Source organism: Propioniciclava sp. LT432, from assembly GCF_059515965.1.
In genome coordinates this window covers 64,007-86,948 of record NZ_JCAKNE010000002.1, presented here as the reverse complement: position 1 = coordinate 86,948, position 22,942 = coordinate 64,007, and the positions used below count along the sequence as shown (strand labels likewise).

24 protein-coding genes and 2 pseudogenes are annotated in these 22,942 nt (G+C 69.5%); 8 read left to right on the top strand and 18 right to left on the bottom strand.

Annotation, left to right across the window (positions count from 1 at the left end):
- Window positions 1–18: 18 nt before the first annotated feature.
- The 4 genes from AC5YDV_RS01475 to AC5YDV_RS01460 all read right to left on the bottom strand — a co-directional run bounded on the left by AC5YDV_RS01475 (window position 19) and on the right by AC5YDV_RS01460 (window position 2,184).
- Window positions 19–564 (bottom strand): YceD family protein, encoded by a 546-nt coding sequence (locus AC5YDV_RS01475; RefSeq protein WP_496181828.1) that lies wholly within the window; start codon window positions 562–564, stop codon window positions 19–21.
- A gap of 119 nt (window positions 565–683) precedes the next feature.
- Entirely contained in the window at window positions 684–1,112 is a 429-nt protein-coding gene (locus tag AC5YDV_RS01470) for a hypothetical protein (RefSeq protein ID WP_496181827.1), read from the bottom strand.
- Window positions 1,109–1,603, bottom strand: coding sequence for a pantetheine-phosphate adenylyltransferase (gene coaD, locus AC5YDV_RS01465; protein ID WP_496181826.1), 495 nt, complete (start codon window positions 1,601–1,603; stop codon window positions 1,109–1,111). Before coaD ends, AC5YDV_RS01470 begins: the two co-directional genes overlap by 4 nt.
- The gene (locus AC5YDV_RS01460; protein WP_496181825.1) at window positions 1,600–2,184 is read right to left on the bottom strand and encodes an RsmD family RNA methyltransferase; all 585 of its coding nucleotides are present in this window, start codon (window positions 2,182–2,184) and stop codon (window positions 1,600–1,602) included. Before AC5YDV_RS01460 ends, coaD begins: the two co-directional genes overlap by 4 nt.
- A gap of 34 nt (window positions 2,185–2,218) precedes the next feature.
- Between AC5YDV_RS01460 and AC5YDV_RS01455 the strand changes: the two genes are divergently transcribed.
- Window positions 2,219–2,650: a pyridoxamine 5'-phosphate oxidase family protein gene (locus tag AC5YDV_RS01455; RefSeq protein WP_496181824.1), complete on the top strand. Its 432-nt coding sequence runs from the start codon at window positions 2,219–2,221 to the stop codon at window positions 2,648–2,650.
- A gap of 24 nt (window positions 2,651–2,674) precedes the next feature.
- On the opposite strand, the gene AC5YDV_RS01450 is transcribed toward AC5YDV_RS01455, so the two are convergent.
- The 5 genes from AC5YDV_RS01450 to AC5YDV_RS01430 form a co-directional block, all read right to left on the bottom strand.
- Window positions 2,675–4,888 carry an ATP-dependent DNA helicase RecG gene (locus AC5YDV_RS01450; RefSeq protein WP_496181823.1) on the bottom strand — a complete coding sequence of 738 codons (2,214 nt, stop codon included), beginning with the start codon at window positions 4,886–4,888 and terminating at the stop codon, window positions 2,675–2,677.
- Between the two features lie 101 nt (window positions 4,889–4,989).
- Window positions 4,990–5,406 carry an SGNH/GDSL hydrolase family protein gene (locus tag AC5YDV_RS01445; RefSeq protein WP_496192323.1) on the bottom strand — a complete coding sequence of 139 codons (417 nt, stop codon included), beginning with the start codon at window positions 5,404–5,406 and terminating at the stop codon, window positions 4,990–4,992.
- Window positions 5,407–5,523: 117 nt separating this feature from the next.
- On the bottom strand, window positions 5,524–5,811 hold the full coding sequence (locus AC5YDV_RS01440; RefSeq protein WP_496181821.1) for a hypothetical protein: 288 nt from the start codon (window positions 5,809–5,811) through the stop codon (window positions 5,524–5,526).
- A gap of 206 nt (window positions 5,812–6,017) precedes the next feature.
- The gene (gene rpmB / locus AC5YDV_RS01435; protein WP_496181820.1) at window positions 6,018–6,203 is read right to left on the bottom strand and encodes a 50S ribosomal protein L28; all 186 of its coding nucleotides are present in this window, start codon (window positions 6,201–6,203) and stop codon (window positions 6,018–6,020) included.
- A 125-nt stretch (window positions 6,204–6,328) separates the two neighbouring features.
- Window positions 6,329–8,011 carry a ribonuclease J gene (locus AC5YDV_RS01430; RefSeq protein WP_496181819.1) on the bottom strand — a complete coding sequence of 561 codons (1,683 nt, stop codon included), beginning with the start codon at window positions 8,009–8,011 and terminating at the stop codon, window positions 6,329–6,331.
- A 100-nt stretch (window positions 8,012–8,111) separates the two neighbouring features.
- On the opposite strand from AC5YDV_RS01430, the gene AC5YDV_RS01425 reads away from it, so the two are divergent.
- Together AC5YDV_RS01425 and AC5YDV_RS01420 are read left to right on the top strand one after the other, a co-directional pair.
- Window positions 8,112–8,726, top strand: a complete 615-nt coding sequence (locus AC5YDV_RS01425; protein ID WP_496181818.1) for a cytidylate kinase-like family protein — start codon at window positions 8,112–8,114, stop codon at window positions 8,724–8,726.
- A gap of 48 nt (window positions 8,727–8,774) precedes the next feature.
- Entirely contained in the window at window positions 8,775–9,323 is a 549-nt protein-coding gene (locus tag AC5YDV_RS01420; protein ID WP_496181817.1) for a GNAT family N-acetyltransferase, read from the top strand.
- 26 nt (window positions 9,324–9,349) lie between these two features.
- Here AC5YDV_RS01420 and glpK read toward each other — a convergent pair.
- A pseudogene (gene glpK, locus AC5YDV_RS01415) lies at window positions 9,350–10,857 on the bottom strand (glycerol kinase GlpK).
- 95 nt (window positions 10,858–10,952) lie between these two features.
- On the opposite strand from glpK, the gene AC5YDV_RS01410 reads away from it, so the two are divergent.
- A complete protein-coding gene (locus tag AC5YDV_RS01410) occupies window positions 10,953–11,999 on the top strand; it encodes a glutathione S-transferase family protein (protein ID WP_496181816.1) in 1,047 nt (348 codons plus the stop codon).
- 6 nt (window positions 12,000–12,005) lie between these two features.
- Here AC5YDV_RS01410 and AC5YDV_RS01405 read toward each other — a convergent pair whose 3' ends face one another.
- From AC5YDV_RS01405 to rpsO, 4 genes are all read right to left on the bottom strand, one after another.
- Entirely contained in the window at window positions 12,006–12,713 is a 708-nt protein-coding gene (locus tag AC5YDV_RS01405) for an LmeA family phospholipid-binding protein (RefSeq protein ID WP_496181815.1), read from the bottom strand.
- Window positions 12,713–13,447: a 4-hydroxy-tetrahydrodipicolinate reductase gene (gene dapB / locus AC5YDV_RS01400; protein WP_496181814.1), complete on the bottom strand. Its 735-nt coding sequence runs from the start codon at window positions 13,445–13,447 to the stop codon at window positions 12,713–12,715. Before dapB ends, AC5YDV_RS01405 begins: the two co-directional genes overlap by 1 nt.
- A gap of 103 nt (window positions 13,448–13,550) precedes the next feature.
- A complete protein-coding gene (locus tag AC5YDV_RS01395) occupies window positions 13,551–15,770 on the bottom strand; it encodes a polyribonucleotide nucleotidyltransferase (RefSeq protein WP_496181917.1) in 2,220 nt (739 codons plus the stop codon).
- A 259-nt stretch (window positions 15,771–16,029) separates the two neighbouring features.
- Window positions 16,030–16,293, bottom strand: a complete 264-nt coding sequence (rpsO, locus tag AC5YDV_RS01390; protein ID WP_496181813.1) for a 30S ribosomal protein S15 — start codon at window positions 16,291–16,293, stop codon at window positions 16,030–16,032.
- A gap of 226 nt (window positions 16,294–16,519) precedes the next feature.
- Between rpsO and AC5YDV_RS01385 the strand changes: the two genes are divergently transcribed.
- The 4 genes from AC5YDV_RS01385 (at window position 16,520) to AC5YDV_RS01370 (ending at window position 20,010) form a co-directional block, all read left to right on the top strand.
- On the top strand, window positions 16,520–17,695 hold the full coding sequence (locus AC5YDV_RS01385) for an NAD(P) transhydrogenase subunit alpha (RefSeq protein ID WP_496181812.1): 1,176 nt from the start codon (window positions 16,520–16,522) through the stop codon (window positions 17,693–17,695).
- A gap of 5 nt (window positions 17,696–17,700) precedes the next feature.
- Complete coding sequence (locus tag AC5YDV_RS01380; protein ID WP_496181811.1) at window positions 17,701–18,003, top strand: NAD(P) transhydrogenase subunit alpha part 2; 303 nt, start codon at window positions 17,701–17,703, stop codon at window positions 18,001–18,003.
- A complete protein-coding gene (locus AC5YDV_RS01375) occupies window positions 18,000–19,409 on the top strand; it encodes an NAD(P)(+) transhydrogenase (Re/Si-specific) subunit beta (protein ID WP_496181810.1) in 1,410 nt (469 codons plus the stop codon). The genes AC5YDV_RS01380 and AC5YDV_RS01375 overlap by 4 nt, the downstream gene beginning before the upstream one ends.
- Before the next feature lie 91 nt (window positions 19,410–19,500).
- Window positions 19,501–20,010, top strand: a complete 510-nt coding sequence (locus AC5YDV_RS01370; RefSeq protein WP_496181809.1) for a GNAT family N-acetyltransferase — start codon at window positions 19,501–19,503, stop codon at window positions 20,008–20,010.
- A gap of 58 nt (window positions 20,011–20,068) precedes the next feature.
- Here the strand turns inward: AC5YDV_RS01370 and AC5YDV_RS01365 are convergent, their stop codons facing one another.
- The 4 genes and pseudogenes from AC5YDV_RS01365 to rbfA form a co-directional block, all read right to left on the bottom strand.
- Window positions 20,069–20,518, bottom strand: coding sequence for a hypothetical protein (locus AC5YDV_RS01365; RefSeq protein ID WP_496181808.1), 450 nt, complete (start codon window positions 20,516–20,518; stop codon window positions 20,069–20,071).
- 40 nt (window positions 20,519–20,558) lie between these two features.
- A pseudogene (locus AC5YDV_RS01360) lies at window positions 20,559–21,500 on the bottom strand (bifunctional riboflavin kinase/FAD synthetase); the annotation flags it as partial.
- A gap of 43 nt (window positions 21,501–21,543) precedes the next feature.
- Window positions 21,544–22,443: a tRNA pseudouridine(55) synthase TruB gene (gene truB / locus AC5YDV_RS01355; protein WP_496181807.1), complete on the bottom strand. Its 900-nt coding sequence runs from the start codon at window positions 22,441–22,443 to the stop codon at window positions 21,544–21,546.
- Window positions 22,444–22,447: 4 nt separating this feature from the next.
- Window positions 22,448–22,900, bottom strand: a complete 453-nt coding sequence (rbfA, locus tag AC5YDV_RS01350; protein ID WP_496181806.1) for a 30S ribosome-binding factor RbfA — start codon at window positions 22,898–22,900, stop codon at window positions 22,448–22,450.
- Window positions 22,901–22,942: the final 42 nt, after the last annotated feature.

The following is a 22,942-nucleotide window of genomic DNA, read 5'->3' as shown; positions in this document are numbered from 1 at the left end:
GGGGCTCGGTGGCCCGCTTCAGTTCTGGTCGCCGTCAGCCCACTCGGCGAGGCTCGCCCAACGCGGGTCGACGGCCTCGCCGTGGTCGTGGTCGGGATCGTCGTTCAGGTTCGCCCCACACGTGGGGCACAACCCGGCGCAATCCTCCCGGCACAACGGGGTGAACGGCAGGTCGAGCAACGCCGAGTCCCTCAGGACGGGCTCGAGGTCGATCATCTCGGCCTCGACTCGGCTGGCCTCCGCGTCGTCGGGATCCACGCCCGGGAAGAGGAACAGTTCCTGCAGGTCGATCTCGGCGTCCGCCGCGATCTCGGTCAGGCACCGAGCGCACTCCCCGCGCAGCTGGACCACAGCGACGCCGGTGGCCAACACCCCGTCACCCACCCCCTCGAGCCGAAGATCGAGGTGGATCGGAGACTCGGTCGGCACTCCGATCACGTCGTTGCCGATGCCCTCAGGTGCGGGAACGTCGACAACGATCTCCTTGCTCCCGCCCGCGCGGTGCCCGTGTTCGCGAATGTCGAAGACGAGACCGGAACGGGGGTCGATGGAGCGATTCGTCATCGCACAGCCCCTCACTGTTGACACGACAGCGTCATAACCGAATGGCTACTTTACCTGTTCGACGCAGCACCGTCCAACCGGCGGCCCCCGCCGACGACCTCGCCGCGCCCGAGGTCGGATCAACGGGTGTCGTCGCCCAGCGGGCGTGAGTTCAGGCGCTCGCGCAGGGTCTCCACCTGCTCGATCGCCTGGTGCAGACCCGCCTCGAACTCGGCGAGGTGGTTGACCACCCATGTCCGGGCCTCGAGACGCAGCTCGTCGGCCTCGGCTTCCGCCGCCCGGGCGACCTCGGACTCCTTGACCAGACCGGCGGCCTGCTCGCGCGCCTCGGCGACGACGCGCTCGGCCTCGGCACGGGCCTTCGCCAGGATCGCCTGTGCCTCGCCCGTCGCAGGGTCGAGCGCTGCCTTCGAGGACGCCTCGGCTTGGTCGAGCAGGCGGAGCAACTCACCCCGTGGCACCTTGACGTTCGTCGACATCGGAACGCCCTTCGCCTGCTCGACGAGCTGCCGGATGGCAGCCAGTGCCTCGTCCACGGTGCTGCTCATGCCCGTTCTCCTTGCCTGTCGGTGGTCGTCTTCGCGCGGATCCGTTCTGCCACGTCGGGTGTCACGAACTGGGACACCTCGCCGCCCAGCTTGGCCACCTCGCGGATGATGGTCGAGCTCAGGTGGGCCCACCGTGCCGCCGTGGGCAGCATGATCGTCTCGATCCCGCTCAGGGCGTGGTTCATCTGGGCCATCTGCACCTCGAACTCGAAATCGCCGGCGAAGCGGAGCCCCTTGACGATCACGTCGATGTCGCGCTCGCGGCAGAACTCCACGAGCAGGCCGTCGAGGAGTTCGACACGCACGTTGGGGAGGTGCCTCGTGGCGTCCACGAGCATGTCCGCTCGCTCCTGCGCGCTGAAGAGGTGGTTCTTGGCGCTGTTGCGACCGACCGCCACGTAGACCTCGTCGAACATCCGCGAGGCGCGCTCGATGATGTCCAGGTGCCCGTGGGTCACGGGGTCAAAGGAGCCGGGGCAGATCGCCCTCATGAGTCCTCCTCCTTGGCGGCGAGATACAGCGTTGTCTCACCGTAACGTCGACTGCGCTGGTCAGTGAGGGATGTCGGCCATGTGGGCGGCGTGTCGCGGCTGGAACGTTCGACCACAACCAGACCGTCCGGGGCCAACCAGCGGTCCGCGACCGACCGCACCTGGGCCTCGACGACGGCCGTCGGGACGTCGTAGGGCGGGTCGAACCAGACCACGTCGAAGATGCGGGGCGTCCCGCCGAGGAAGGCCTCCACGGACGACGTGACCACTTCGACAGCCAGGCCGACGGCGTCCGCGTTGCCACGCGCCAGTGCCGCTGTTCCGCGATCGCGCTCCACGCAGACCACGGGGCCCGCACCGCGGCTGGCGGCCTCGAGGGCCACTGCGCCGGTACCGCCGTAGAGGTCGAGGAGCGAGAAGCGCGCCAACATGGTGTCCGCCGGCTCCCCCGCCGTCCCCGCCCAGTCGGCGATGAGGTTGAAGGCCGCCTCGCGCACCAAGTCGCTGGTCGGCCGCGTCCGGGCGTGGCTGGGCGTGCTCAGGCGGTGCCCGCCCGCGCGTCCAGCGATGATACGACTCACCACGGCAGGCTATCGGTCGGGCTAGATTGGCCGCATGACGATGGCCGACATTCCCATGGTGGCGCTGGACGAGGCTCAGTCGTGGCAGTTCCTGTCCGAGCACCGGTTGGGACGCCTTGCGATCGTGATCGGGGGCGAACCGGACATCTTCCCGGTCAACTACGCAGTGGACGGTCACTCGATCGTCTTCCGTACCGCGGAGGGGAGCAAGCTGCTGGCTGTGTCGGTCGGGGGCCGGATGGCCTTCCAGGTCGACGAGTGGGACCACACGGGCGCCGTCAGCGTCCTGGCCCACGGAGCTGCTCGCGAGTTGGGGCTGGACGAGGTCGAGCGGACCGGGAGCCTTGAGTTGGCACCTTGGGTACCGACGCACAAGGAGCACTGGATCCGCCTCGAGGTCGATGAGATTGCGGGGCGCGCCTTCACCTTCGGCCCCGAGCCGGAGTCCTTCCACCCGGTCGGTTAGGTCAAGCCGGTCAGGGCCAGCCGGTCAGGTCCGGTCGATCCAGTCGCCGTCGGCCAGGAGATTCGTCTGGGTGACGGCGTCCGCGAAGCCGGGTGTGGCGGCCTCCGGATCGCGCCGCACCGCCTCCTCCGCGACGGCCCTCGCCGCGTCGATGATGTCGGCGTGCTCCAGGACCCGCAGCAGGCGCAGCGTCGAGCGTCCACCGGATTGGCTGGCCCCGAGCACGTCTCCTTCTCGTCGCTGGGCGAGGTCGAGTTCGGCCAGAGCGAACCCGTCCCGGGTGGACGCCACGGCGTGCAGCCGCTCCCAGGACTCGGCGTCCTTCTCGGCGGAGCTCACGAGCAGGCACACGCCCGGAAGGGAGCCGCGGCCGATGCGTCCGCGCAGCTGGTGGAGCTGGCTGATCCCGAACCGGTCGGCGTCCCAGACCACCATCATGGACGCGTTCGGGACGTCCACGCCCACCTCGATGATCGTCGTCGCGACGAGGACGTCGGTGTCTCCGCTGACGAACGAACCCATGGCTTCGTCCTTGGCGTCGGACGCCATCTGCCCGTGCAGGACGCCCACGCGCACGTCGGAGAGCGGACCCCAACGCAGGTGGTCCGCGAGTTGCAGGACGCCCATGCCGTCCCCTTCGCCGGCCGAGGTGCCGATGCGGGGCGCGACGACGAACACCTGGCGGCCCTGGGCGACCTCTTCACGGACGCGCTCCCACGCCCGGTCGACCCAGGCCGGCCGGCGGTTGGCGTCCACCACGGTGGTCGTCACCTCGGAGCGTCCGCGGGGCAGCTCGGCCAGCGTGGAGACCTCGAGGTCGCCGAACACCGTCATCGCCACCGACCTCGGGATCGGCGTCGCGGTCAGGACGAGCACGTGCGGCTTGGCGGACGCCCGGTCGGTGAGCACGGCGCGCTGTTCGACGCCGAAGCGGTGCTGCTCGTCGACGACGACCAGGCCGAGGTCGACGAACTGGACGTGGTCGGCCAGGAGGGCGTGCGTGCCGATGACGATGCCGGCCTCCCCGGAGGCGATCTTGAGCAGGGCGCCCTTCTTGGCGGCGGCGCTCATCGAGCCCGTCAGGAGGACCACGTCCGTGGCATGCTCCGGCGCCCCGAGGACGCCGCCGCCCATGCCCAACTCCCCCATCAGCCCGAGGATCGTCTGGCGGTGCTGCTGGGCGAGCACCTCGGTCGGCGCGAGCAGGACGGCTTGGCCGCCGGCGTCCACGACGGCCAGCATCGCCCGGAGCGCGACAAGCGTCTTGCCCGAGCCCACCTCCCCCTGGAGCAGGCGCTGCATCGGCTGGGCACGGGCGAGGTCGGCGAAGATCTCGTCGGAGGTCTGGCGTTGGCCGTCCGTCAGCGTGAAGGGCAGCTTGGCGTCGAAGTCGTCCAGCAACCCGCCCGGACGCCGCGGGCGCGGCCCAGCCGACTGCCGCGCGTTCTCCGCGCGCCGGTAGGCCATCGTGAGCTGGGTGGAGAACGCCTCGTCGAACTGCAGGCGCCGGTTGCCGCGCTCGATGTCGCCGCGTGATTCGGGCCGGTGGACGGCGGTGAAGGCCTCGACCAGGCCCATCACGCCGGCCTGTGAGCGCACCCAGGCGGGCCATGGGTCCTCCGCGCCGGCCAGCAGCGTCAAGGCGATGCGGACCGACTCGGCGATCGTCCACGTCTTCAGCTTGGCGGTGGCCGGGTAGAGGCCGACCAGCCCGGACCGGGACAGTTCGGCGATCTTCTCCTTCTCCTCGGAGTTACCGACCACGCGGCCGGCGGCGTCCAGCATCACGAAGGCCGGGTGCGTCATCTGCGGGAGCCCGTTGAACGAGCCCACCTTGCCGACGAAGATGCCTCGCTCCCCTTGGCTGAGGCCCCTCTGCCACCACTTCACGATGGAGTCGCGACCGAAGAAGGTCGCCTTGATGCGACCGTGCCCGTCGGTGAGGGTGACCTCGAGGCGGGAGTTGGGCTGGCGGCTGTTGCCGCGTTGCCCGCCGCGGCCCTCGTGGACGTCGAGCTGCGCGACCCGCGCCATGACGGCGACGTGCTCGCCCTCCTCGAGAGTGGCCAGGTCGGTCAACTCGGTGCCGGACAGGTAGTGCCGCGGGAGGTGGCGCAGGAGGTCTCCGACGGTGTGGATGCGCAGCGCCTCGAAGTGCTTGGCCTGCGCGCCCATGACGTCGGCCAGTGGTGCGTTCAACTCCGCGAACGCACGCGTCTGCCAGCGCTGGTTGACCATGCCGGCGATCCTAGCGAGGGCCGCCGACAGTCCCGGTCACGGGTCCGGACGCCGACAGGGCCGGCTCGAAGGAGCCGGCCCTGCCGGAGGTCGGATGTGGATCAGCCCTCGGTCGTGAACCCGGCGTCCTCAAGGGCCTCGGCATAGGCGACTTGACCGGCGGCGTTCGGGTGCAGGGAGTACGTGGCCCATCCGCCGTCCATCGGGGTGGGCGGGAAGATGTAGCTGTGATCCGGTCCGTAGCAGAGGCCGTGTCCGGCGAAGTCGTCGGTCACCTCCACGTACATTGCCCCGCTCAACGTGGCGGCCACCGCGATGGCGTAGTTGAGCGTATCCGGCGTCATCCCGGTGCCGATGGCTGCATCGAACGCGCCCATCTGCGCTGCCAAGGGGCTGCCCCCACAGCTGAGGTTGAGTGACGACGGCTGGAACAGCTTCGGGTAGCCCGTCACGTACACCGTGGCGGCGGGCGCCTGCTGCTTGATCGCAAACACAAGGAGGCCCAAGTTCGCTGCCATGCCGGAGACGCGTCCCGAGGCCTGCATGACCGCAAGGTCACACGCGTCCGGATCCTCCGCGCAAGTGAGCGCGACATCCGCGAAGCCGATGTCATTGGCCCCCGCGGTCACGGTGACCTAGGTGGCGGTGCTCGGGATGCGCTTCACCTGCTTGTCGATCATGTCTTGCGTGGTGTCACCGCTCCTGGCGGTGATCGTCACGTTGCCGGGCGAGCCGGCGAGCAGTGCCGGATACGCAAGTGACTGGTCGAGGCCCACGCCCTTGGCGATCGAATCGCCCACAGCGGCGTACAGGTCGCGGGGCTTCGGGGACTCGGGCGCCGCCGTTGCGGGCAGGGCGGCGGCGACGGTCAAGGCGAGTGCGGCGGCGCCTGCCAAGAGACCTGAAACGAGGCGGTACTTCATGGGGTTTCTCATTTCTGGTGCACCGGGGTGCACCTCCGGGGGGCCGCAGACCTGCATCCCGACCCCCGGTCGGGTTGTTGAAGTGAACGTTAGACCTCGAACCCGGTGCGCGGACAGGAAATGGGGAAACCGCAACCGGCTCGTGCCGGCAAAACGAAAAGACCCGCCGGAGGGCGGGTCTTCACGATGCTGGGATCAGGCCGAGGTCAGCGCGCGACCTTGCCGGCCTTGATGCACGAGGTGCACACGTTCATGCGCTTGGTGCCACCATTGACGAACGCGCGCACCGACTGCACGTTCGGGCTCCAGCGACGATTGGTCTTCTTCTTGGACCACGGCACGTTGTGGCCGAAGGTCGGCTTCTTGGCGCACAGGTCGCACACGGCTGCCATGGCAGTATCTCCTTTGTGTTCCGGCCCCCGCGACGAAGCACGCGTCGAGACCGATGTCGAAAATCGGAACCTGTTAATCCTAACCGAAACCGCCCGGAGTGCGAAATCGCCGTCCGGAGTTCGGGTCAGGTGGCCAGCACCACGGGCACGATCATGGGGCGAGCCCGGAACCGCTTGCTCACCCAGCGCCCGATCCGGCGGCGCATGATCTGCTGCAGCGGATAGGTGTCCTCGGCCCCATCCGCCAACGCCTCGCGCAGCGCGTCCGCCACCTCGGCGGTGATGTCGTCGAAGATGCCCTCGGCGCCCACGAACCCGCGCGCGGTGATGATGGGCCCCTCAACCAGCGCGCCCGAATGCAGGCTGACCACCGCGATCGCGGAGATGAACCCCTCCTCGCCCAGGATCCGACGGTCCTCCAACTCGGCGTCACCCACGGCGTCCACGGTGGAGCCGTCGACGAAGATGTAGCCGCAGTCGAGGCGTCCGACCACCTCGACCCTGCCGTCACGCAGGTCGACCACCGCCCCGTCCTCGACCACCACGGTGTTCTTGCGCGGTACACCCGTCGCGATGGCCAGCTCCGCGTTGGCGACCAGGTGCCGCACCTCGCCGTGGACGGGCATCACGTTGCGGGGCTGGAGGATGTTGTAGCAGTAGAGCAGCTCGCCAGCGGAGGCGTGGCCGGACACGTGCACGAGCGCATTGGCCTTGTGCACCACCTTGACGCCGTTCTTGGTCAACCCGTTGATGACCCGGTACACCGAGTTCTCGTTGCCCGGGATGAGCGAGCTCGCCAGCAGCACCGTGTCGCCGTTACCGGCGCGGATGATCGGGTGCTCGTGGTTGGCGATCCGGCTCAGGGCGCTCAGCGGCTCCCCCTGCGAGCCGGTCGAGATGATGACGACCTCGTGGTCGGCGTAGTTCTCGAGCTCATCCAACGCGATGAGGGTGTTGCCGGGCACCCGCAGGTAGCCGAGTTGCGCCGCGATCGTCATGTTCTTGACCATGGACCGGCCGACGTAGACGGCCTTCCGGCCGGCCTTCACGGCCTCGTCCATGACCTGCTGGACGCGGTGCACGTGGGACGCGAAGCAGGCCACGATCAGCTTGCCCTTGGCGTGGGTGAACACGCGCTCCATGGCGGGCTGGATGTCCTTCTCCAGCGTGGTGAATCCGGGCGTCTCGGCATTCGTCGAATCCGACAGCAGGAGGTCGAGACCCTGCTCGCCGATCCTGGCGAAGCCACGCAGATCGGTCAGGCGGTTGTCCAGCGGGAGCTGGTCCATCTTGAAGTCGCCGGTGTGCAGGACGTTGCCGCCCGCCGTGCGGATGTGGACGGCCAGCGCGTCCGGGATCGAGTGGTTGACGGCCAGGAACTCCAGGTCGAAGCCGCCGATGGTCGCCCGTTCGCCCTCGGCGACCTCACGCAGGTCGACGTTGCGGATGCGGTGCTCCTTGAGCTTCTCGCGGACGAACGCCAGCGTCAGCTTGCTTCCCAACACCGGGATGTCCGGACGGCGGCGCAGGAGGTAGGGCACGGCACCGATGTGGTCCTCGTGGCCGTGCGTGAGGACGAGGGCCACCATGTCGTCGAGCCGGTCGGTGACGAGGTGGAGGCCCGGCAGGATCAGGTCGACGCCCGGGTGGTTCTCGTCGGGGAACAGCACGCCGCAGTCGACCATCAACAACTCGCCGTTGACCTCGAAGGTCGTCGAGTTGCGCCCGACATCACCCAGACCTCCCAGCGGGACGATCCGGAGGGTGTCGGGCGCCAACGCGGGCGGGGTCTTCAAGGCTTCACGCACCCGCCCACTCTACTCACTGGCTTCCCCTCGATTCACCCGCCCGTACAGGACGGAGTCCCCTACCATGTGAACAACTGAACACCTTCAGAAGGAGGATGTGATGGCAGATCAGACCCCGCTGGTGATCACGCTGTGGGAGACCTACGGGTCCAACATGGAAGCAGTGGCCGAGGCGTTGGCGGCAGACCTCAAGGTTCCGCTCCACAAGCAGGCCTACTCGTCGGAGGCGATCGAGGAAGCCATGGCAGAGCGTGAGCGGGAGGGAACGCTCGGACGACTGTTGCGCAACTTCTCACCCGCGAACTTCGCAGATGACGGTGCGGTCTCCAACGCCGCGACCTTCGCCCAGGCCAACTACGCCGCGATGGCGGAGGAGAACACCGCCATGGTCCGCGCGGTCGCCGAGCAGGGCGGTGTCATCCAGGGTCGCAACGGTCAGTACATCCTCAAGGATCGCCCCAACACCGTCCATGTGAAGTTGGACGGGCCGGTTGAGAGCCGCGTCGCTTTCGCCGCACAGGGCGGTCTCGGCACCGACCGAGCCAAGAAGCGCCAGACGATCGAGGACGAGTTCCGCTCCACGCTGTCGGGGAAGACCTACCAGTTCGACCCGCGCGACAACGACTGGTACGACGTCATCATCAACGGGTCGGGGCTGTCCGTCCCGGCGGTCGTCGCCATCATCAAGGCGACGATCGAGGGCAAAACCTCCTGACCAAGACCTCTGACAGGGCGGGGTCTCGGGGCCCACTAGGATGACGGAGTGACCGACGCTCCTCGCACTGCTGATTCGTGCCGCCTCGCCCTGCCCGTCGAGGCCGAACGCATCGCCGCGATCCAGCGGCGCAGCTGGCAGCAGTTGTTCCCGGCCGACGTCGCGGAGCACGTGCTCGCCTCAGTGGACCTGACCTCCATGGCGCAGTCCTGGGTCGGGGCGATCACGAAGCCGCCGCTGGCGAAGTTTCGCGTGCTGGTGGCCATCGAGCAGGGTCGCGTGGTCGGTTTCGCCGCCATCGGGCCGTCCGACGACGACGACGCACACCCCGGCGAGGACGCCATGGTGGGTGAGTTCATCATCGACCCGCCCGCACAACGGCAGGGGCACGGGTCGCGCCTGCTGAACGCCGTCGCGGACACGCTCCGCGCCGACGGTTTCACCCGGGCGACGTGGTGGGTGCGTTCGACCGACGACCCCCTGCGGAGGTTCCTCCAGTCGGCCGGCTGGGCGCCGGACGGTGGCCACCAGACGGTCGCCACCGAGGATGAGGCGGCCTCGGTGAAGATGATCCGCCTACACACCGCGCTGGCCTGAGCCCGGGCCCGCCCGGGCTACCCCGCCTACCGGACGTCCTCGTCCACCCAGTCGAACGTCCTCGTCACAGCCTTCTTCCACTGCCGGTAGCGCCGCTCGCGCTCGCCGGAGTCCATCGACGGCCGTCCACCGCTCGCCCGCGGCCCAGTTGTCGATGACGTCCTGCTCCCCGTCCCAGTAGCCGACGGCGATGCCTGCGGCATACGCGGCGCCCAGTGCGGTGGTCTCGGCCACGACCGGCCGGACGACCGGGACGCCGAGCTGGTCGGCCTGGAACTGCATGAGCGTGGAGTTCATGGTCATCCCTCCGTCCACCTTCAGTTCGGCCAGCCTCACGCCGGAGTCGGCCTCCATGGCGTCCATCACCTCGCGCACCTGGTAGGCGGTGGCCTCGAGCGCCGCCCGCGCGATGTGGCCGCGGTTCACGTAGCGAGTCAGTCCGACGATCACGCCCCGGGCGTCGGCGTCCCAGTACGGGGCGAACAGTCCGGAGAAGGCGGGCACGACGTAGGCGCCGCCATTGTCGTCGACCGTGGCGGCGAGTTCCTCGACCTCGGCGGCCGAGTCGATCATGCGGAGGTTGTCGCGCAGCCACTGGACGAGCGCGCCCGCCACGGCGATGGACCCCTCGAGCGCGTACACCGCCGGGCGATCGCCGATCTGGTAGCACACGGTCGTGAGCAGCCCGTGCCGGCTCGGCACGATCTCCCCACCCGTGTTGAGCAGCATGAAGCACCCCGTGCCGTAGGTGTTCTTCGCCATGCCCACCTCGAAGCAGGCCTGCCCGAACGTGGCGGCCTGCTGGTCGCCGAGGTCACCGACCACCGGGACGCCGGCCAGGAGGCCGCTCGCGTGGCAGGTGCCGTACACCTCGGACGAGGAGCGGATCTCGGGCAGCATTCCCAGCGGGATGCGCATGTCGGCACAGATCTCCGGATCCCAGGACAGCGACCGGAGATCCATGAGCATCGTGCGGGACGCGTTGGTGACATCCGTCACGTGGATGCCGCCGTCGACGCCGCCCGTGAGGTTCCAGATCAGCCAGGAGTCCATGGTGCCCATCAGGAGCTCACCCGCCTCGGCCCGCTGGCGCGCGCCCTCGACGTGCTCGAGCAGCCACATGACCTTGGGACCCGAGAAGTACGTGGCCAAGGGCAGGCCCACCCGCTCCTTGTACCGGTCGTCGTCACGCTGGGCCAACGCGGCGATGATCGGCGCCGTGCGGGTGTCCTGCCACACGATCGCCGGGTGGATCGGCTCGCCGGTGTGCCGGTCCCACACCAGCGTGGTCTCCCGCTGGTTGGTCACGCCGACGGCGGCGAGGCCACCGGCGTCGATACCGGCCGCGCCCAGCGCATCCGCCACCACCTCCAGGACGTTCGCCCAGATCGTCGTGCTCGACCCATCCCGCCCGAGGGAAGCTCTGCTCGTGCTCCTTCTGACCGGACGCCACAACCCTGCCCCCGCGGTCGAAGACGATCGCCCGGGTGCTGGTGGTGCCCTGGTCGATCGAGAGGACGTACTGGTCGGTCATGGGCCTGCTCCTGTCACGACGGCACACGGGTGGACAGAGCCTACAGCGGAGCAGGGGCCCGGGGGACGCTGGACACGGTCATCTAGGCTGTGCCCATGGCGGAGCACGAGGAACACGGCAAGGGCGGCGTCTACACCAGCAAGGGCAAGGAGTTCAGCCGCGACATGCGCTACATCCCCACGCGGATCAAGGCGGAGGTCGCCGAGGGCGAGGACGCGGTCCCGGTCGAGGGCGGCCGCTACCGCCTCGTCGCGGCGCGGGCCTGCCCGTGGGCGAACCGGGCGATCATCGTCCGTCGACTGCTCGGGCTCGAGGACGCGATCAGCCTCGGCCTGCCCGGCCCCACCCACGACGCCGAGTCCTGGACGTTCGACCTCGATCCCGGCGGCGTGGATCCGGTGCTGGGCACCCACCGCCTCAAGGAGGCGTACCTGAAGTACGACCCCGAGTACCCGCGCGGCATCACCGTCCCGGCGATCGTGGACGAGCGGACCGGCGCTGTCGTGACCAATGACTTCGCCCAGATCACGCTGGACTTCTCCACCGAGTGGACCCAGTTCCACCGCCCCGGCGCGCCCGACCTGTACCCGGAGGCGGTCCGCGCGGAGATGGACGAGGTCATGCAGCGCATCTTCACCGAGGTGAACAACGGCGTCTACCGGTGTGGCTTCGCGGGATCGCAGGAGGCCTACGAGGCGGCCTACGACCGCCTCTTCGAGGCCCTCGACTGGCTCGAGGAACGCCTCGCCACCCAGCGCTACCTCATGGGCGAGAGCATCACCGAGGCGGACGTCCGCCTGTTCACGACCTTGGTGCGCTTCGACGCCGTCTACCACGGCCACTTCAAGTGCAACCGGACCAAGCTCACCGAGATGCCGGTGCTGTGGGCGTACGCGCGTGACCTGTTCCAGACGCCGGGTTTCGGAGACACGATCGACTTCGAGCAGATCAAGGCCCACTACTACGTGGTGCACACCGACCTGAACCCGCTGCAGATCATCCCGAAGGGGCCGGACCCCGTCGTGTGGCTGACGCGCCACGGCCGGGAGGCACTCGGGGGTTCGCCGTTCGGCGACGGGACCCCGCCCGGTCCGATCCGCACCGGCGAGCGCTCCCCCCACCCGGTCGAACTCGCCTACTGAGGCCGCTCAGGCGCGCGGGAAGCTCACGTCACGCCCCGTCACCGACAAGGCCAGACCGTCGGGGCGGGGCGTGACGCCGTCCAGCCTCAACCCGTACGGCAGGGGCACGGCGATGGGTTTCAGCAGGCTGTCCACCAAGGCCCGCGTCGCCTGCGCCGGGAGCGTGACCCCCGCGAGGTCCACCTGGGGGTCCGCCACCGTCACGGTCTGCGCGGACGCGTCGAGGGCGGGGACGCCGGTGAGGGTCGCGGTCACCTTGATGCCCAGCACCTCACCGACACCGGATGCCGCGATCCGCCCGTTCCCGGCGTCCGTGATCGGCACCCCGGCCAGGGCACTGACCTCGGCCCAGGAGAGGCGTGCCGTGCCGTCCAGCCGGCGGGCGTCGATGGTGGAGCCGCCGAAGGTGACATCGGTGAGCGTGACGTCGACGTCGGCCAGGTGGAGGACGCGCTGCGCGTCGATCGGGGTCGCCGCCTCCGCCCCGGTCACGTGCACGGACGGGAACTCGCGGGTGACCAGGTGCCAGGCGATGGGGTGCCCAGCGATTTCGACCGTCGGCGGTCCGGTGAAGGGCACCGAGCGCTCCAGGGTCGTGGACACCTGCGCCTCGACCTCGTCGCGGATCCGTCCATCGAAAACGTAGGCTGCGCCCACGGCGACCGCGGCCAGGACCAGCAGCCCGGCCAGCAGGACGCCGAGGACGCGCCCCATCAGAGTCCCAGGATCGACTCGATGCCGACGGTCAGGCCCGGCAGGGTCGGCACCGCGCGCACCGCGGCGAGGACGCCGGGCATGTACGCGGCCCGGGTGAACCCGTTCTCGGTGATGATGAGTTGCTCGCCCTCGTTGCCGAAGCGGACCTCCTGGTTGGCGAACAGGCCGCGCTGGCGGACGCTGTGGACGTGGATGCCCTCCACCTTGGCGCCACGCGCGCCGTCCGGGTCGAGCTCGGTGGCGTCGGGAGTCTCCCCCAAGCCCGCCGCCGCCCGGGCCGCGGCGATGCGTCCCGCCGTGGTGACGGCGGTGCCCGACGGCGCGTCGACCTTCATCGGGTGGTGCAGCTCGATGATCTCGACCGACTCGAAGAACGGTGCCGCGATCTCGGAGAACTTCATCATCAGCAACGAGCCGATCGAGTAGTTGGACGCCACGATGGCGTTGGCCCGGCCATCCGCGAACAACGCGCGGACGCGGTCCAGCTTCTCGGCCGTGAAACCCGTGGTGCCGACCACCGCGTGGACGCCGTGGGCCGCGCACCACTCCACGTTGGCCATGACGGCGTCCGGGACGGTGAAGTCGACGGCCACGTCGGCGTCCGCGGCAGGGCCCCGGTCGTCGCCGACGTCGAGGGCCGCGACCAGGTCCAGGTCGTCGGCCGCCTCGACCGCGTGACACACCTCGGCGCCCATGCGCCCCTTCGCTCCGAACACGGCCACCTTCAGCATGGGGGACATCCTACGCACGGGTACGACCTCGCTCGGCCCTCGTAGGACGCAGGACGGCGCCGCCCCCGAGGGGGACGGCGCCGTCGCGCGTGTCAGCCGGGGATCAGGCCTCGACGGGGACCTCGACCGCCTCGTCCTTCTTCTCCTCGACGACCGGGATGAGCGACAGCTTGCCCTTGTCGTCGATCTCGGAGATCTCGACCTGGACCTTCTGGCCCACGCTCAGGACGTCCTCGACGTTCTCGACGCGGTTGCCGTTGTTCAGGGTGCGCAGCTTGCTGATGTGCAGCAGGCCGTCCTTGCCCGGGAGCAGCGACACGAACGCGCCGAAGGCCATGAGCTTGACGACGGTACCGAGGTACCGCTCGCCCTTCTCCGGCATCGTCGGGTTGGCGATGGCGTTGATCAGCGAGCGGGCGGCCTCGGCGGACTCGCCATTGGTCGCTCCGATGTAGATCGTGCCGTCGTCCTCGATGGAGATGTTGGCGCCGGTGTCGTCCTGGATCTGGTTGATCATCTTGCCCTTGGGGCCGATGACCTCGCCGATCTTGTCGACCGGGATCCTCACCGTGATGATGCGCGGCGCGTAGAGGCTCATCTCGTCGGGGACGTCGATGGCCTCGCTCATCACGTCCAGCAGCGTGTGGCGGGCCTCACGGGCCTGCTGCAGCGCGGCGGCCAGCACGTCGGACGGGATGCCGTCGAGCTTGGTGTCGAGCTGGAGCGCGGTCACGAAGTCGCGGGTGCCCGCGACCTTGAAGTCCATGTCGCCCAGCGCGTCCTCGGCGCCAAGGATGTCGGTGAGCGCGACGTAGCGCATCTCACCATCGATCTCCTCGGACATGAGGCCCATCGCGATGCCGGCGACGGGGGCCTTCAGCGGCACGCCGGCGTTCATCAGCGACAGCGAGCTGGCACAGACCGAACCCATGGACGTCGAGCCGTTGGAGCCCAGCGCCTCGGACACCTGGCGGATGGCGTAGGGGAACTCCTCGCGGGCCGGCAGCACCGGCAGCAGGGCGCGCTCGGCGAGCGCACCATGGCCGATCTCGCGACGCTTCGGCGAACCGACACGGCCGGTCTCACCGGTGGAGTACGGCGGGAAGTTGTAGTTGTGCATGTAGCGCTTGGTCGTCTCCGGGGAGAGCGTGTCGAGCTTCTGCTCCATGTCCAGCATGTTCAGCGTGGAGACGCCCAGGATCTGGGTCTCGCCGCGCATGAACAGGGCCGAGCCGTGGACGCGCGGGATCACGCCGACCTCGGCCGACAGGGTGCGGATGTCGCGCGTACCGCGTCCATCGATGCGAACGCCCTCGGTGAGCGTCTTGCGACGGACGACCTTCTTGGTCAGCGCCCGGAACGCGCCCACGACCTCCTTCTCGCGGCCCTCGAAGCGGGGGCCGACCTCGTCGAGGACGGCGCCGAGCAGGTCCTCCGTGGAGGTCTCGCGCTCGTGCTTGCCGGCGATGCTCATGACCACCTGCAGGCGCTCGGTGGCGGCCTCGGTCACGGCGGCGAGGACGTCGTCCTCGTAGTCCTTGAAGACGGGGAAGGTGGTCATGGCCTTGGGCAGCTGGTTGGCCAGCTCCACCTGGGCCTCGCACAGGGCCTTGATGAAGGGCTTGGCGGCCTCGAGGCCCTCGGCGACGGCCTCCTCGGTCGGGGCCTTCTTGCCGGCGCGGACTTGGTCGACGGTGCTCTCGGTGCCACCGGCCTCGACCATCATGATCGCGACGTCACCGTCGGGCAGGACGCGCCCGGCGACGGCCATGTCGAAGACGGACTCCTCCATCTGCTCCACGGTCGGGAAGCCGACCCACTGGTCGCCGATGAGGGAGACCCGGACGCCGCCGACCGGGCCGGCGAACGGCATTCCGGCGAGCGTGGTGGACGCCGACGCCGCGTTGATCGCGAGCACGTCGTAGCGGACGTTGGGGTTCAGCGCCATGACGGTGACGACGACCTGGACCTCGTTGCGCAGACCCTTGACGAAGCAGGGGCGCAGCGGGCGGTCGATGAGGCGCGCGGTGAGGATGGCGCCCTCGGACGGGCGACCCTCCCGGCGGAAGAACGAGCCGGGGATGCGACCCGCGGCGTACATGCGCTCCTCCACGTCGACCGTCAGCGGGAAGAAGTCGATCGCGTCGCGCGGGTTCTTCTGGGCGGTGGTGGCGGACAGCAGCATCGTGTCCCCGTCGAGGTACACGGCAGCCGAGCCGTTGGCCTGCTGCGCCAGCAGGCCTGCTTCGAATCGGACGACGTGGCGTCCGTACGTTCCGTTGTCGATGACCGCTTCCGTGAAGCGGACGTCGGGACCCTCCATGGCCATGGAGTACTTCCTTTCAGGTGTGCGACACCCAGCTCCGGCCACTTCATTTCGTAGGCTTTCGGTCTTCGATCGAGGCCCACGGGTACGAGCCCCGGAGGCCACTACCGAGGACCGAACAGCGCGGGCCAGGTGCAGCGTGGACAAATCTTGAATTGTGCGGGCGCGATGGCGCGCCCAAGCGTCAGGCTACCGCCTGAACAAGCACAACAGGGAGTGGCCACGTGGGCCACTCCCTGTGGTGGAGGTCAGATCATCAACGGCGCAGGCCGAGACGCGCGATCAGCGCACGGTAGTGCTCGACGTCGTTCTTGGCGACGTAGTTGAGCAGGCGGCGGCGCTGGCCGACCAGCAGCATGAGACCACGACGGCTGTGGTGGTCACCCTTGTGCTGCTTGAGGTGCTCGGTCAGGTGCGAGATCCGCTTGGAGAGCAGCGCGATCTGGACGTCGGGGGAACCCGTGTCGCCCGGCTTCGTCGCGTACTCGTCGATGATGGCCTTCTTCGTGTCGGCATCCATGTGCGTTCCCCTTCATCCGTTGCGCGGTGCCGATCCCGGTTGGGTGGCTCTCTTCATCCGCGGGCGTCCTGACGCCGAGGGTCCACTCTACCCGATGGCCACCCCGAGGCCCAATCGTCCCTAAGCTCCCCTCCATTTGTTGAAGTGGAAAATCTCGACGTCGTGAAACAATGCGTTCAACGACAGGCCGTAGTAGCCTGAGCGGGCCGACCGCAGAAGGAGTGCCATGAGCGTAGTGATCGGGATCCCGGCGAGCACCGAGGACGAACCCCGTTCGCCCATCGTCGGGGATGTCGTGAAGAAACTCGCGGGGTTGGGCGCCCGCGTCCTGGTGCAGCGAGGGGCAACCGACGCCTCCTTCGCCACCCCCGAGTCCTTGGGCGACGTCGATTGGGCCGACACGTCCGCCGAGGTCATCGCCCGCAGCGATGTCGTGTGGACGATCGCCAACTTGTCGGACGCCGACGCCGCGGCCCTGCGGCCCGGCCAGGTGCTGATGGGGCTGTTGACCCCGTACGCGAGCGCCGAGCACGCGCTGGCTCTCGCCGGCACGGGAGTGACGGCCTTCGCGATGGAGTTGCTCCCCCGCATCTCGCGCGCCCAGTCCATGGACATCCTGAGCTCTCAGGGGTCGGCGTCCGGGTACCAGTGCGTGCTCATCGCAGCCGCCCGAGCCCCCAAGTTCTTCCCGATGCTGACCTACGCCGCGGGCACGATCCGTCCCAGCCGCGTGCTGGTCATCGGCGCGGGCGTGGCGGGCCTGCAGGCCATCGCCACCGCCAAGCGCCTCGGCGCGGTGGTGCAGGGCTACGACGTCCGCCCGGAGACCCGCGAGCAGGTCGAGAGCCTCGGCGCGAAGTTCGTCGACACCGGCGTCAATGCCGCCGGCGAGGGCGGCTACGCCCGAGAACTGACCGCGGACGAGGTCGAGCGGCAGCGGGTCGCGCTCGCCAAGGCCGTGGCCGAGGCCGACGTCCTCATCACCACGGCGGCCGTCCCCGGCAAGAAGGCCCCCGTGATCGTGACCCGGGCCATGGTCGAGGCCATGAAGCCCGGCTCGGTCGTCGTCGACATGGCCGCCGAGGGCGGCGGCAACGTCGAGGGCACCGTCGCGGGCCAGGAGGTCCTCGTCGGCGCGGCCCGCGTCATCGGTCCGGTCAACCTGCCCGGCCGCATGCCGGTGCACACGTCGGAGATGTTCGCGCGCAACCTGCTGAACTTCACCACCCCGATGATCACCGACGGCACCCTCGCCATCGACTGGAGCGACGAGGTCATCGCCGGCACCGCGCTCACCCACGCCGGCCGCGTCGTCCACCCGGGTGTCGCGAAGGTCCTCGGCCTGCCCGAGCCGACCGCGCCCGTACCATCCAACGACACCGCTGAAGCCAAGGAGTCCTGATCGCGATGACGGACCTGTTGTACCTGTACATCTTCATCCTCGCCGCGTTCGTCGGCTACGAGGTGATCAGCCGCGTCCCGGTGATCCTGCACACGCCCCTGATGTCCGGCTCGAACTTCATCCATGGCGTGGTTTTGGTGGGGTCCATGTGGGCGCTGGCCCACGCCGAGACGCCGATCCAGCTCATCCTCGGCTTCCTCGCGGTCCTCCTGGGCGCCGCCAACGCCGCCGGTGGCTACGTGGTGACCGAGCGCATGCTCGGCATGTTCTCGGCCAAGGGCGACACCAAGAAGGGGGCAGCGGCATGATCGCCTCCGAATGGATCCTCAACGCGATCTACCTCATCGCGGCCGTCCTCTTCATCTTCGGCCTGAAGGCCATGAGCTCGCCGAAGACCGCGGCGTCCGGCATCAAGTGGGCCGGAGTCGGCATGGTGCTCGCCGTGCTGGCCACGTTCTTCCTGCCCGGCCAGAACGGGGGCTTCGCCTACTTCCAGGCCGACAAGCGCATCAACCTCATCCTGGCCGTCGTCGCCCTGGTGATCGGCACCGCGCTGGCCGCCTGCCTCGGCAAGGTTGTCAAGATGACCGACATGCCGCAGATGGTCGCCATCTACAACGGCATGGGTGGCGGCGCCGCGGCCCTGATCGCGGCGGTCGAGTTCACCCGCCCCGTCCCCCCGACCGGTGCGCATGCCGTGCTCGCCATGCTGGGTGCGTTCATCGGCTCGGTGGCCTTCTCCGGTTCGGTGCTGGCCTGGGCGAAGCTCCAGGGCGTCATGAAGAAGGCTGTCCGTTGGCCGGCGCAGAACGTCGGCAACGTGCTCCACACGCTGGTCACCCTCGGCCTCGGCATCGCGATCGTCGTGGTCGGCCCCCAGCCGTGGCTGGTCGTCGCGTTCTTCGCCATGGCGCTCATCCTGGGCCTGGCGCTGACCAGCCCCATCGGTGGCGCCGACATGCCCGTGGTCATCTCGCTGCTCAACGCCTTCACCGGCCTGGCGGTCGGCCTCGAGGGCTACGTCCTGGGGAACCCGGCCCTCATCATCGCGGGCATCGTCGTCGGCGCGGCCGGCACGCTGCTCACCCTGCTCATGGCCAAGGCCATGAACCGGCCGCTGACCAACGTCCTGTTCACCCCCATCACGGGTGAGGCGAGGGCCGGCGACGGCCCCACCGGCACCATGAAGGAGGTCAGCGCCATGGACGCGGCCGCCATGATGCGGTACGCCGAGAGCGTCGTCATCGTTCCCGGCTACGGCATGGCCGTGGCGGGTGCGCAGCACAAGGTCTACGAGATGACCAAGCTGCTCGAGGCCCAGGGCGTCGACGTCAAGTTCGCCATCCACCCGGTCGCCGGCCGCATGCCCGGCCACATGAACGTGCTGCTGGCCGAGGCCGGTGTCCCGTACGACCAGATCTACGACCTGGACGAGGTCAACGCCGATTTCCCGCTCACGGACGTGGCGCTGGTCATCGGCGCGAACGACGTGGTCAACCCGGTCGCCCGCACGGACAAGTCCAGCCCCATCTACGGCATGCCCATCCTGGACGCCGACAGGGCGCGCCAGTGCATCGTCATCAAGCGCGGACGCGGTGCGGGCTACTCCGGCATCGAGAACGCCCTGTTCTACGCCGACAACACCTCCATGCTGTACGGCTCGGCCCAGCAGGCCGTCGCCGAGGTGGTGACCCACATCAAGGAGCTGAGTTGAGGAGGGTCGCGGGGCAAGACGGACTTGCGTTTCAACGTCCATCCGCAACACTGTGGGAGCGTGCACCACGCACTGAGGGAGGAGTGACGACATGACCGAGGCACCCAAGACCCCGTCCATCGAGACGCGGCTTGCGACGGCCGACGACCTGTCCGCGTTGGAGGCCAACGAGACGACCAAGACCAAGGGCCTGTCGGCGTCCTACTTGGACATGCAGGCCGCGGGCGACTTCTACGTCGTGGTCGGGTTCGTCGACGGCAAGGTCTCCGGCCGCGTCATCCTCGACTGCCGCGACAGCGACGAGACCGTCCTGGTCCCCGAGATGAAGTTGCTCTGGGTCGTCCCCGAGGCGCGCCGGAAGGGTTTGGGCGCGGTGCTCACGAGCCACCTGGAGGAGCTCGCCCGCGAACTCGGCTACAACGAGGTCTTCCTCGGCGTCACGCCGGACAACCCGGCCGCCATCCCGCTCTACATCGGTCTGGGCTACGCCCCGACCGGCGACCACCGCAGTGCGATCAACATGTCCGTGATCGACGGCGAGGGCGTCGGCACCGACGACCCGATCGAGGCCATCTACCGCAAGTCGCTGACCGTCCGCTGACACGCCGGCCGGCTCACGAGGGCTCCACCCTGCTCGGGGTGGGGCCCTCGTCCGTTCCTCACGCCGCCGCGACGGCCGTCAGGTGGACGAGCCGGTTGTCGGTCGCGAACTCCAGGACGACGTCGTCCCCCTCGAACCGATGGCCCAGCAGGGTCGCCCGGCCTCGCACGAGGCTGACCAGCATCTCCGTGAGGTCGCCCGGCCGCCGGGCGGTGACCGCGAGGGCCGTCCCGTCGGCGAACAGCAACGTCCACGGGCCTCCCTGGGGGCCGGGGACGAGACCGCGCGCGGGGATCCGCCTGCTCAGGATGGTGCGCAGGCGGGAGGCCAGCGTGGTCGACCGTTGGGTGAGGCGCTCCCACAGCAGGCGCTGCGCGACGGCGTCCAACTCCGCGACGTCGGCGGGCAGGACGTCCGGGATGGCCGGGCGGCGGCTCCGGCTCACGTTCATGCGCAGGATGCCGACGAAGGTCAGCACCGCGACCGCCAGGAACCCGATGAGCTCCATGCCCCCAGTGTGCGCCGATCAGGACCGGCGAGGGAAGGGGTCAGGCGCAGGGATGGTCGGCCAGGGCCCGGCGGGTGGCGGCGACGTCGGCGTCCATCTGCCTGATGAGGTCTGCCACCCCCGAGAAGCGCACCTGCCCCCGGATGCGCGCGCAGAAGTCCACGGCGATCGGGGCGTCGTAGAGCTCGAGGTCGTCGCGGTCCAGCACGAAGCTCTCCACCCGGCGTTCGACACCATCGAACGTCGGGTTGGAGCCGACCGAGATCGCGGCGGGCCAGGCCGGGGCGGGCTCGCCGTCAGGCAGCCGGTCCCCCTGCCCGTCCAGGCCGTCCAGGCGGGTGACCCAGCCGGCGTACACGCCGTCGGCCGGGCAGGCGAAGTCGGGCGGCACGGGGAGGTTGGCGGTCGGGAACCCCAACTCGCGCCCGCGCTTGTCGCCGTGGCGGACGACCCCACGGAAGCGGAACGGGCGTCCCAGCAGTTCGGCGGCGTGCCGGACGTCGCCGGCCTCGAGGGCCGCGCGCACCCCCGAACTGCACGTCTCCTCGTCCCCGAAGTGGACCAGCGGCAGGCCGGTGACCGCGAAGCGGCCCTCCCCCAGTTCGGTGAGCGTCGCCACGTCACCGGACGCCTTGTGCCCGAAGCGGAAGTTCTCCCCCACCACGACGCGCCGCGGCTCCAGGGGCATGATGTGTGAGTCCACGAACTCGGCCGGGCTCTGCCGCGACAGCTCGCGGGTGAAGTCGATGACGCGCACCTCGTCGGCGCCGGCGTCACGCAGGAGGGCCACCCGGTCGTCGAGGTTGGTGAGCAGCTTGGGCCCGCCGTCCGGCCGGACCACGGACGCGGGGTGCGGCCAGAACGTGAGCACCACGAGCGGCACGCCCGGCTCGAGCTCCTTGGCCCTGCGGAGCACCTGTTGGTGCCCGGGGTGCACGCCGTCGAAGTTGCCGATGACCACCACGGACCCTGTCAACGCCTGCTCCCTCCGCCTTGCCGCGCGAACACCCTACAACGCGTCCGGCTCACGTCAGCACCGCGACCGGCGCGCTACCACCGTCAGCGGGCCGGTACAGCGCCAGCAGGCGCCCCTCGTGGACGAGCGCGGTCGGGTCGGCGGGCACCGACAGGCCCAGGGAACGCCCGTACCCGATGTCGCGGGCGGCGACGTCGTCCACCTCGACCGTGGCGAACGCCAGCGGGGCGATGGCCGCCAGCGGATACGGCCGCACGTCGAACAACTCCCCACGCTCGAGCTGGGCCAGCTCGCCGTCCCAGGTCGCGTGCTCGAGCCCGAACGGCCCCACACGCGTCCGGCGCAGGGACGTGAGGTGGCCACCCACGCCGAGGGCCGCCCCGAGGTCGCGGGCCAACGCCCGGATGTAAGTGCCCGAGGAGCAGTCGACCACCACGTCGACGTCGACGACCGGGAGGTCGTCAACCGACCCCGGGCGCACGTCCCGGACGTCGAAGCGCGTGACGGTGACCTCGCGCGCCGCCAACTCGACCTCCTCGCCCTTGCGCACGAGGGCGTACGCCCGCTGGCCGTTCACCTTGATCGCGGACACACTGCTCGGCACCTGCCGGATCACGCCCGTCAGCGCCGCGACGGCTACCTGCAGCCGCGGCCCGACGTCGGCGAGGGTGGCGCCCGGCGCGTGGACCACCTCGCCGTCGGCGTCGTCGGTGGTGCTCGCCTGACCGAGGCGGATGGTCGCCTCGTAGGTCTTGGTGGTCAGCAGGAGGTGGCCGAGCAGGCGGGTCCCCTTCTCCACGCCGAGGACCAGCACGCCCGTGGCCATCGGATCCAGCGTGCCGGCGTGGCCGACCTTCTTCGTCCCCAGCGCACGCCGGGCGCGCGCCACGACCTGGTGGCTGGTGATCCCCGCCGGCTTGTCGACGACGAGCAGGGACGGTTCGACCACCGGCTCAGGCCTCGTCGCCGAGGTCGTCGTCGGTGTCCTCGTGGGGCTTCTTGTACGGGTCGGCGTCCCCGGCGTACTCGGCCCCCGCCGAGCGGGCCGCCAGGTCGGCGTCCGAGGCGCGGGTCTTGGCCAGGAGTGCCTCCATCTCGGCGGCGGTCTCGGGGACGGCGTCCAGCACGAACGCGATGGTCGGGGTGAACTTCATGCCGAGCTGCTTGCCGACCGTCGAGCGGATCATGCCGTTGGCGGACGCCAGCGCCGCGGCCGTGCCGGCGCGCTGCTCCTCACCGCCCAGGACGGTGTAGAACACGGTGGCCTCACGGCCATCACCGGTGAGGCGCACGTCGGTGATCGTCACGAAGTCGCTCAGCCGGGGATCCTTGATGCGCCGCTCGAGGAGCTCCGCGACGATCACCTTGATCTGTTCGGCCACCTTGATGTAGCGGGGGTTTCCCATGGGATCCTCCTGTGCTCGGTTCGGATGTTGAATTCTAGTGAC

Excerpts from the sequence above, each read along its gene's own strand:
- AC5YDV_RS01370 (WP_496181809.1), top strand. The coding sequence starts at position 19,501 with ATGACCGAGGCACCCAAGACCCCGTCCATCGAGACGCGGCTTGCGACG.
- AC5YDV_RS01405 (WP_496181815.1), bottom strand. The coding sequence starts at position 12,713 with ATGGGGCGCGTCCTCGGCGTCCTGCTGGCCGGGCTGCTGGTCCTGGCC.
- AC5YDV_RS01470 (WP_496181827.1), bottom strand. The coding sequence starts at position 1,112 with ATGAGCAGCACCGTGGACGAGGCACTGGCTGCCATCCGGCAGCTCGTC.
- AC5YDV_RS01385 (WP_496181812.1), top strand. The coding sequence starts at position 16,520 with ATGAGCGTAGTGATCGGGATCCCGGCGAGCACCGAGGACGAACCCCGT.
- AC5YDV_RS01425 (WP_496181818.1), top strand. The coding sequence starts at position 8,112 with ATGGCAGATCAGACCCCGCTGGTGATCACGCTGTGGGAGACCTACGGG.
- AC5YDV_RS01455 (WP_496181824.1), top strand. The coding sequence starts at position 2,219 with ATGACGATGGCCGACATTCCCATGGTGGCGCTGGACGAGGCTCAGTCG.
- coaD (WP_496181826.1), bottom strand. The coding sequence starts at position 1,603 with ATGAGGGCGATCTGCCCCGGCTCCTTTGACCCCGTGACCCACGGGCAC.
- AC5YDV_RS01380 (WP_496181811.1), top strand. The coding sequence starts at position 17,701 with ATGACGGACCTGTTGTACCTGTACATCTTCATCCTCGCCGCGTTCGTC.
- AC5YDV_RS01445 (WP_496192323.1), bottom strand. The coding sequence starts at position 5,406 with ATGGCAGCGAACTTGGGCCTCCTTGTGTTTGCGATCAAGCAGCAGGCG.
- AC5YDV_RS01475 (WP_496181828.1), bottom strand. The coding sequence starts at position 564 with ATGACGAATCGCTCCATCGACCCCCGTTCCGGTCTCGTCTTCGACATT.
- AC5YDV_RS01395 (WP_496181917.1), bottom strand. The coding sequence starts at position 15,770 with ATGGAGGGTCCCGACGTCCGCTTCACGGAAGCGGTCATCGACAACGGA.
- rpsO (WP_496181813.1), bottom strand. The coding sequence starts at position 16,293 with ATGGATGCCGACACGAAGAAGGCCATCATCGACGAGTACGCGACGAAG.
- dapB (WP_496181814.1), bottom strand. The coding sequence starts at position 13,447 with ATGCTGAAGGTGGCCGTGTTCGGAGCGAAGGGGCGCATGGGCGCCGAG.
- AC5YDV_RS01375 (WP_496181810.1), top strand. The coding sequence starts at position 18,000 with ATGATCGCCTCCGAATGGATCCTCAACGCGATCTACCTCATCGCGGCC.
- AC5YDV_RS01450 (WP_496181823.1), bottom strand. The coding sequence starts at position 4,888 with ATGGTCAACCAGCGCTGGCAGACGCGTGCGTTCGCGGAGTTGAACGCA.
- rpmB (WP_496181820.1), bottom strand. The coding sequence starts at position 6,203 with ATGGCAGCCGTGTGCGACCTGTGCGCCAAGAAGCCGACCTTCGGCCAC.
- AC5YDV_RS01440 (WP_496181821.1), bottom strand. The coding sequence starts at position 5,811 with ATGAAGTACCGCCTCGTTTCAGGTCTCTTGGCAGGCGCCGCCGCACTC.
- rbfA (WP_496181806.1), bottom strand. The coding sequence starts at position 22,900 with ATGGGAAACCCCCGCTACATCAAGGTGGCCGAACAGATCAAGGTGATC.
- AC5YDV_RS01365 (WP_496181808.1), bottom strand. The coding sequence starts at position 20,518 with ATGGAGCTCATCGGGTTCCTGGCGGTCGCGGTGCTGACCTTCGTCGGC.
- AC5YDV_RS01410 (WP_496181816.1), top strand. The coding sequence starts at position 10,953 with ATGGCGGAGCACGAGGAACACGGCAAGGGCGGCGTCTACACCAGCAAG.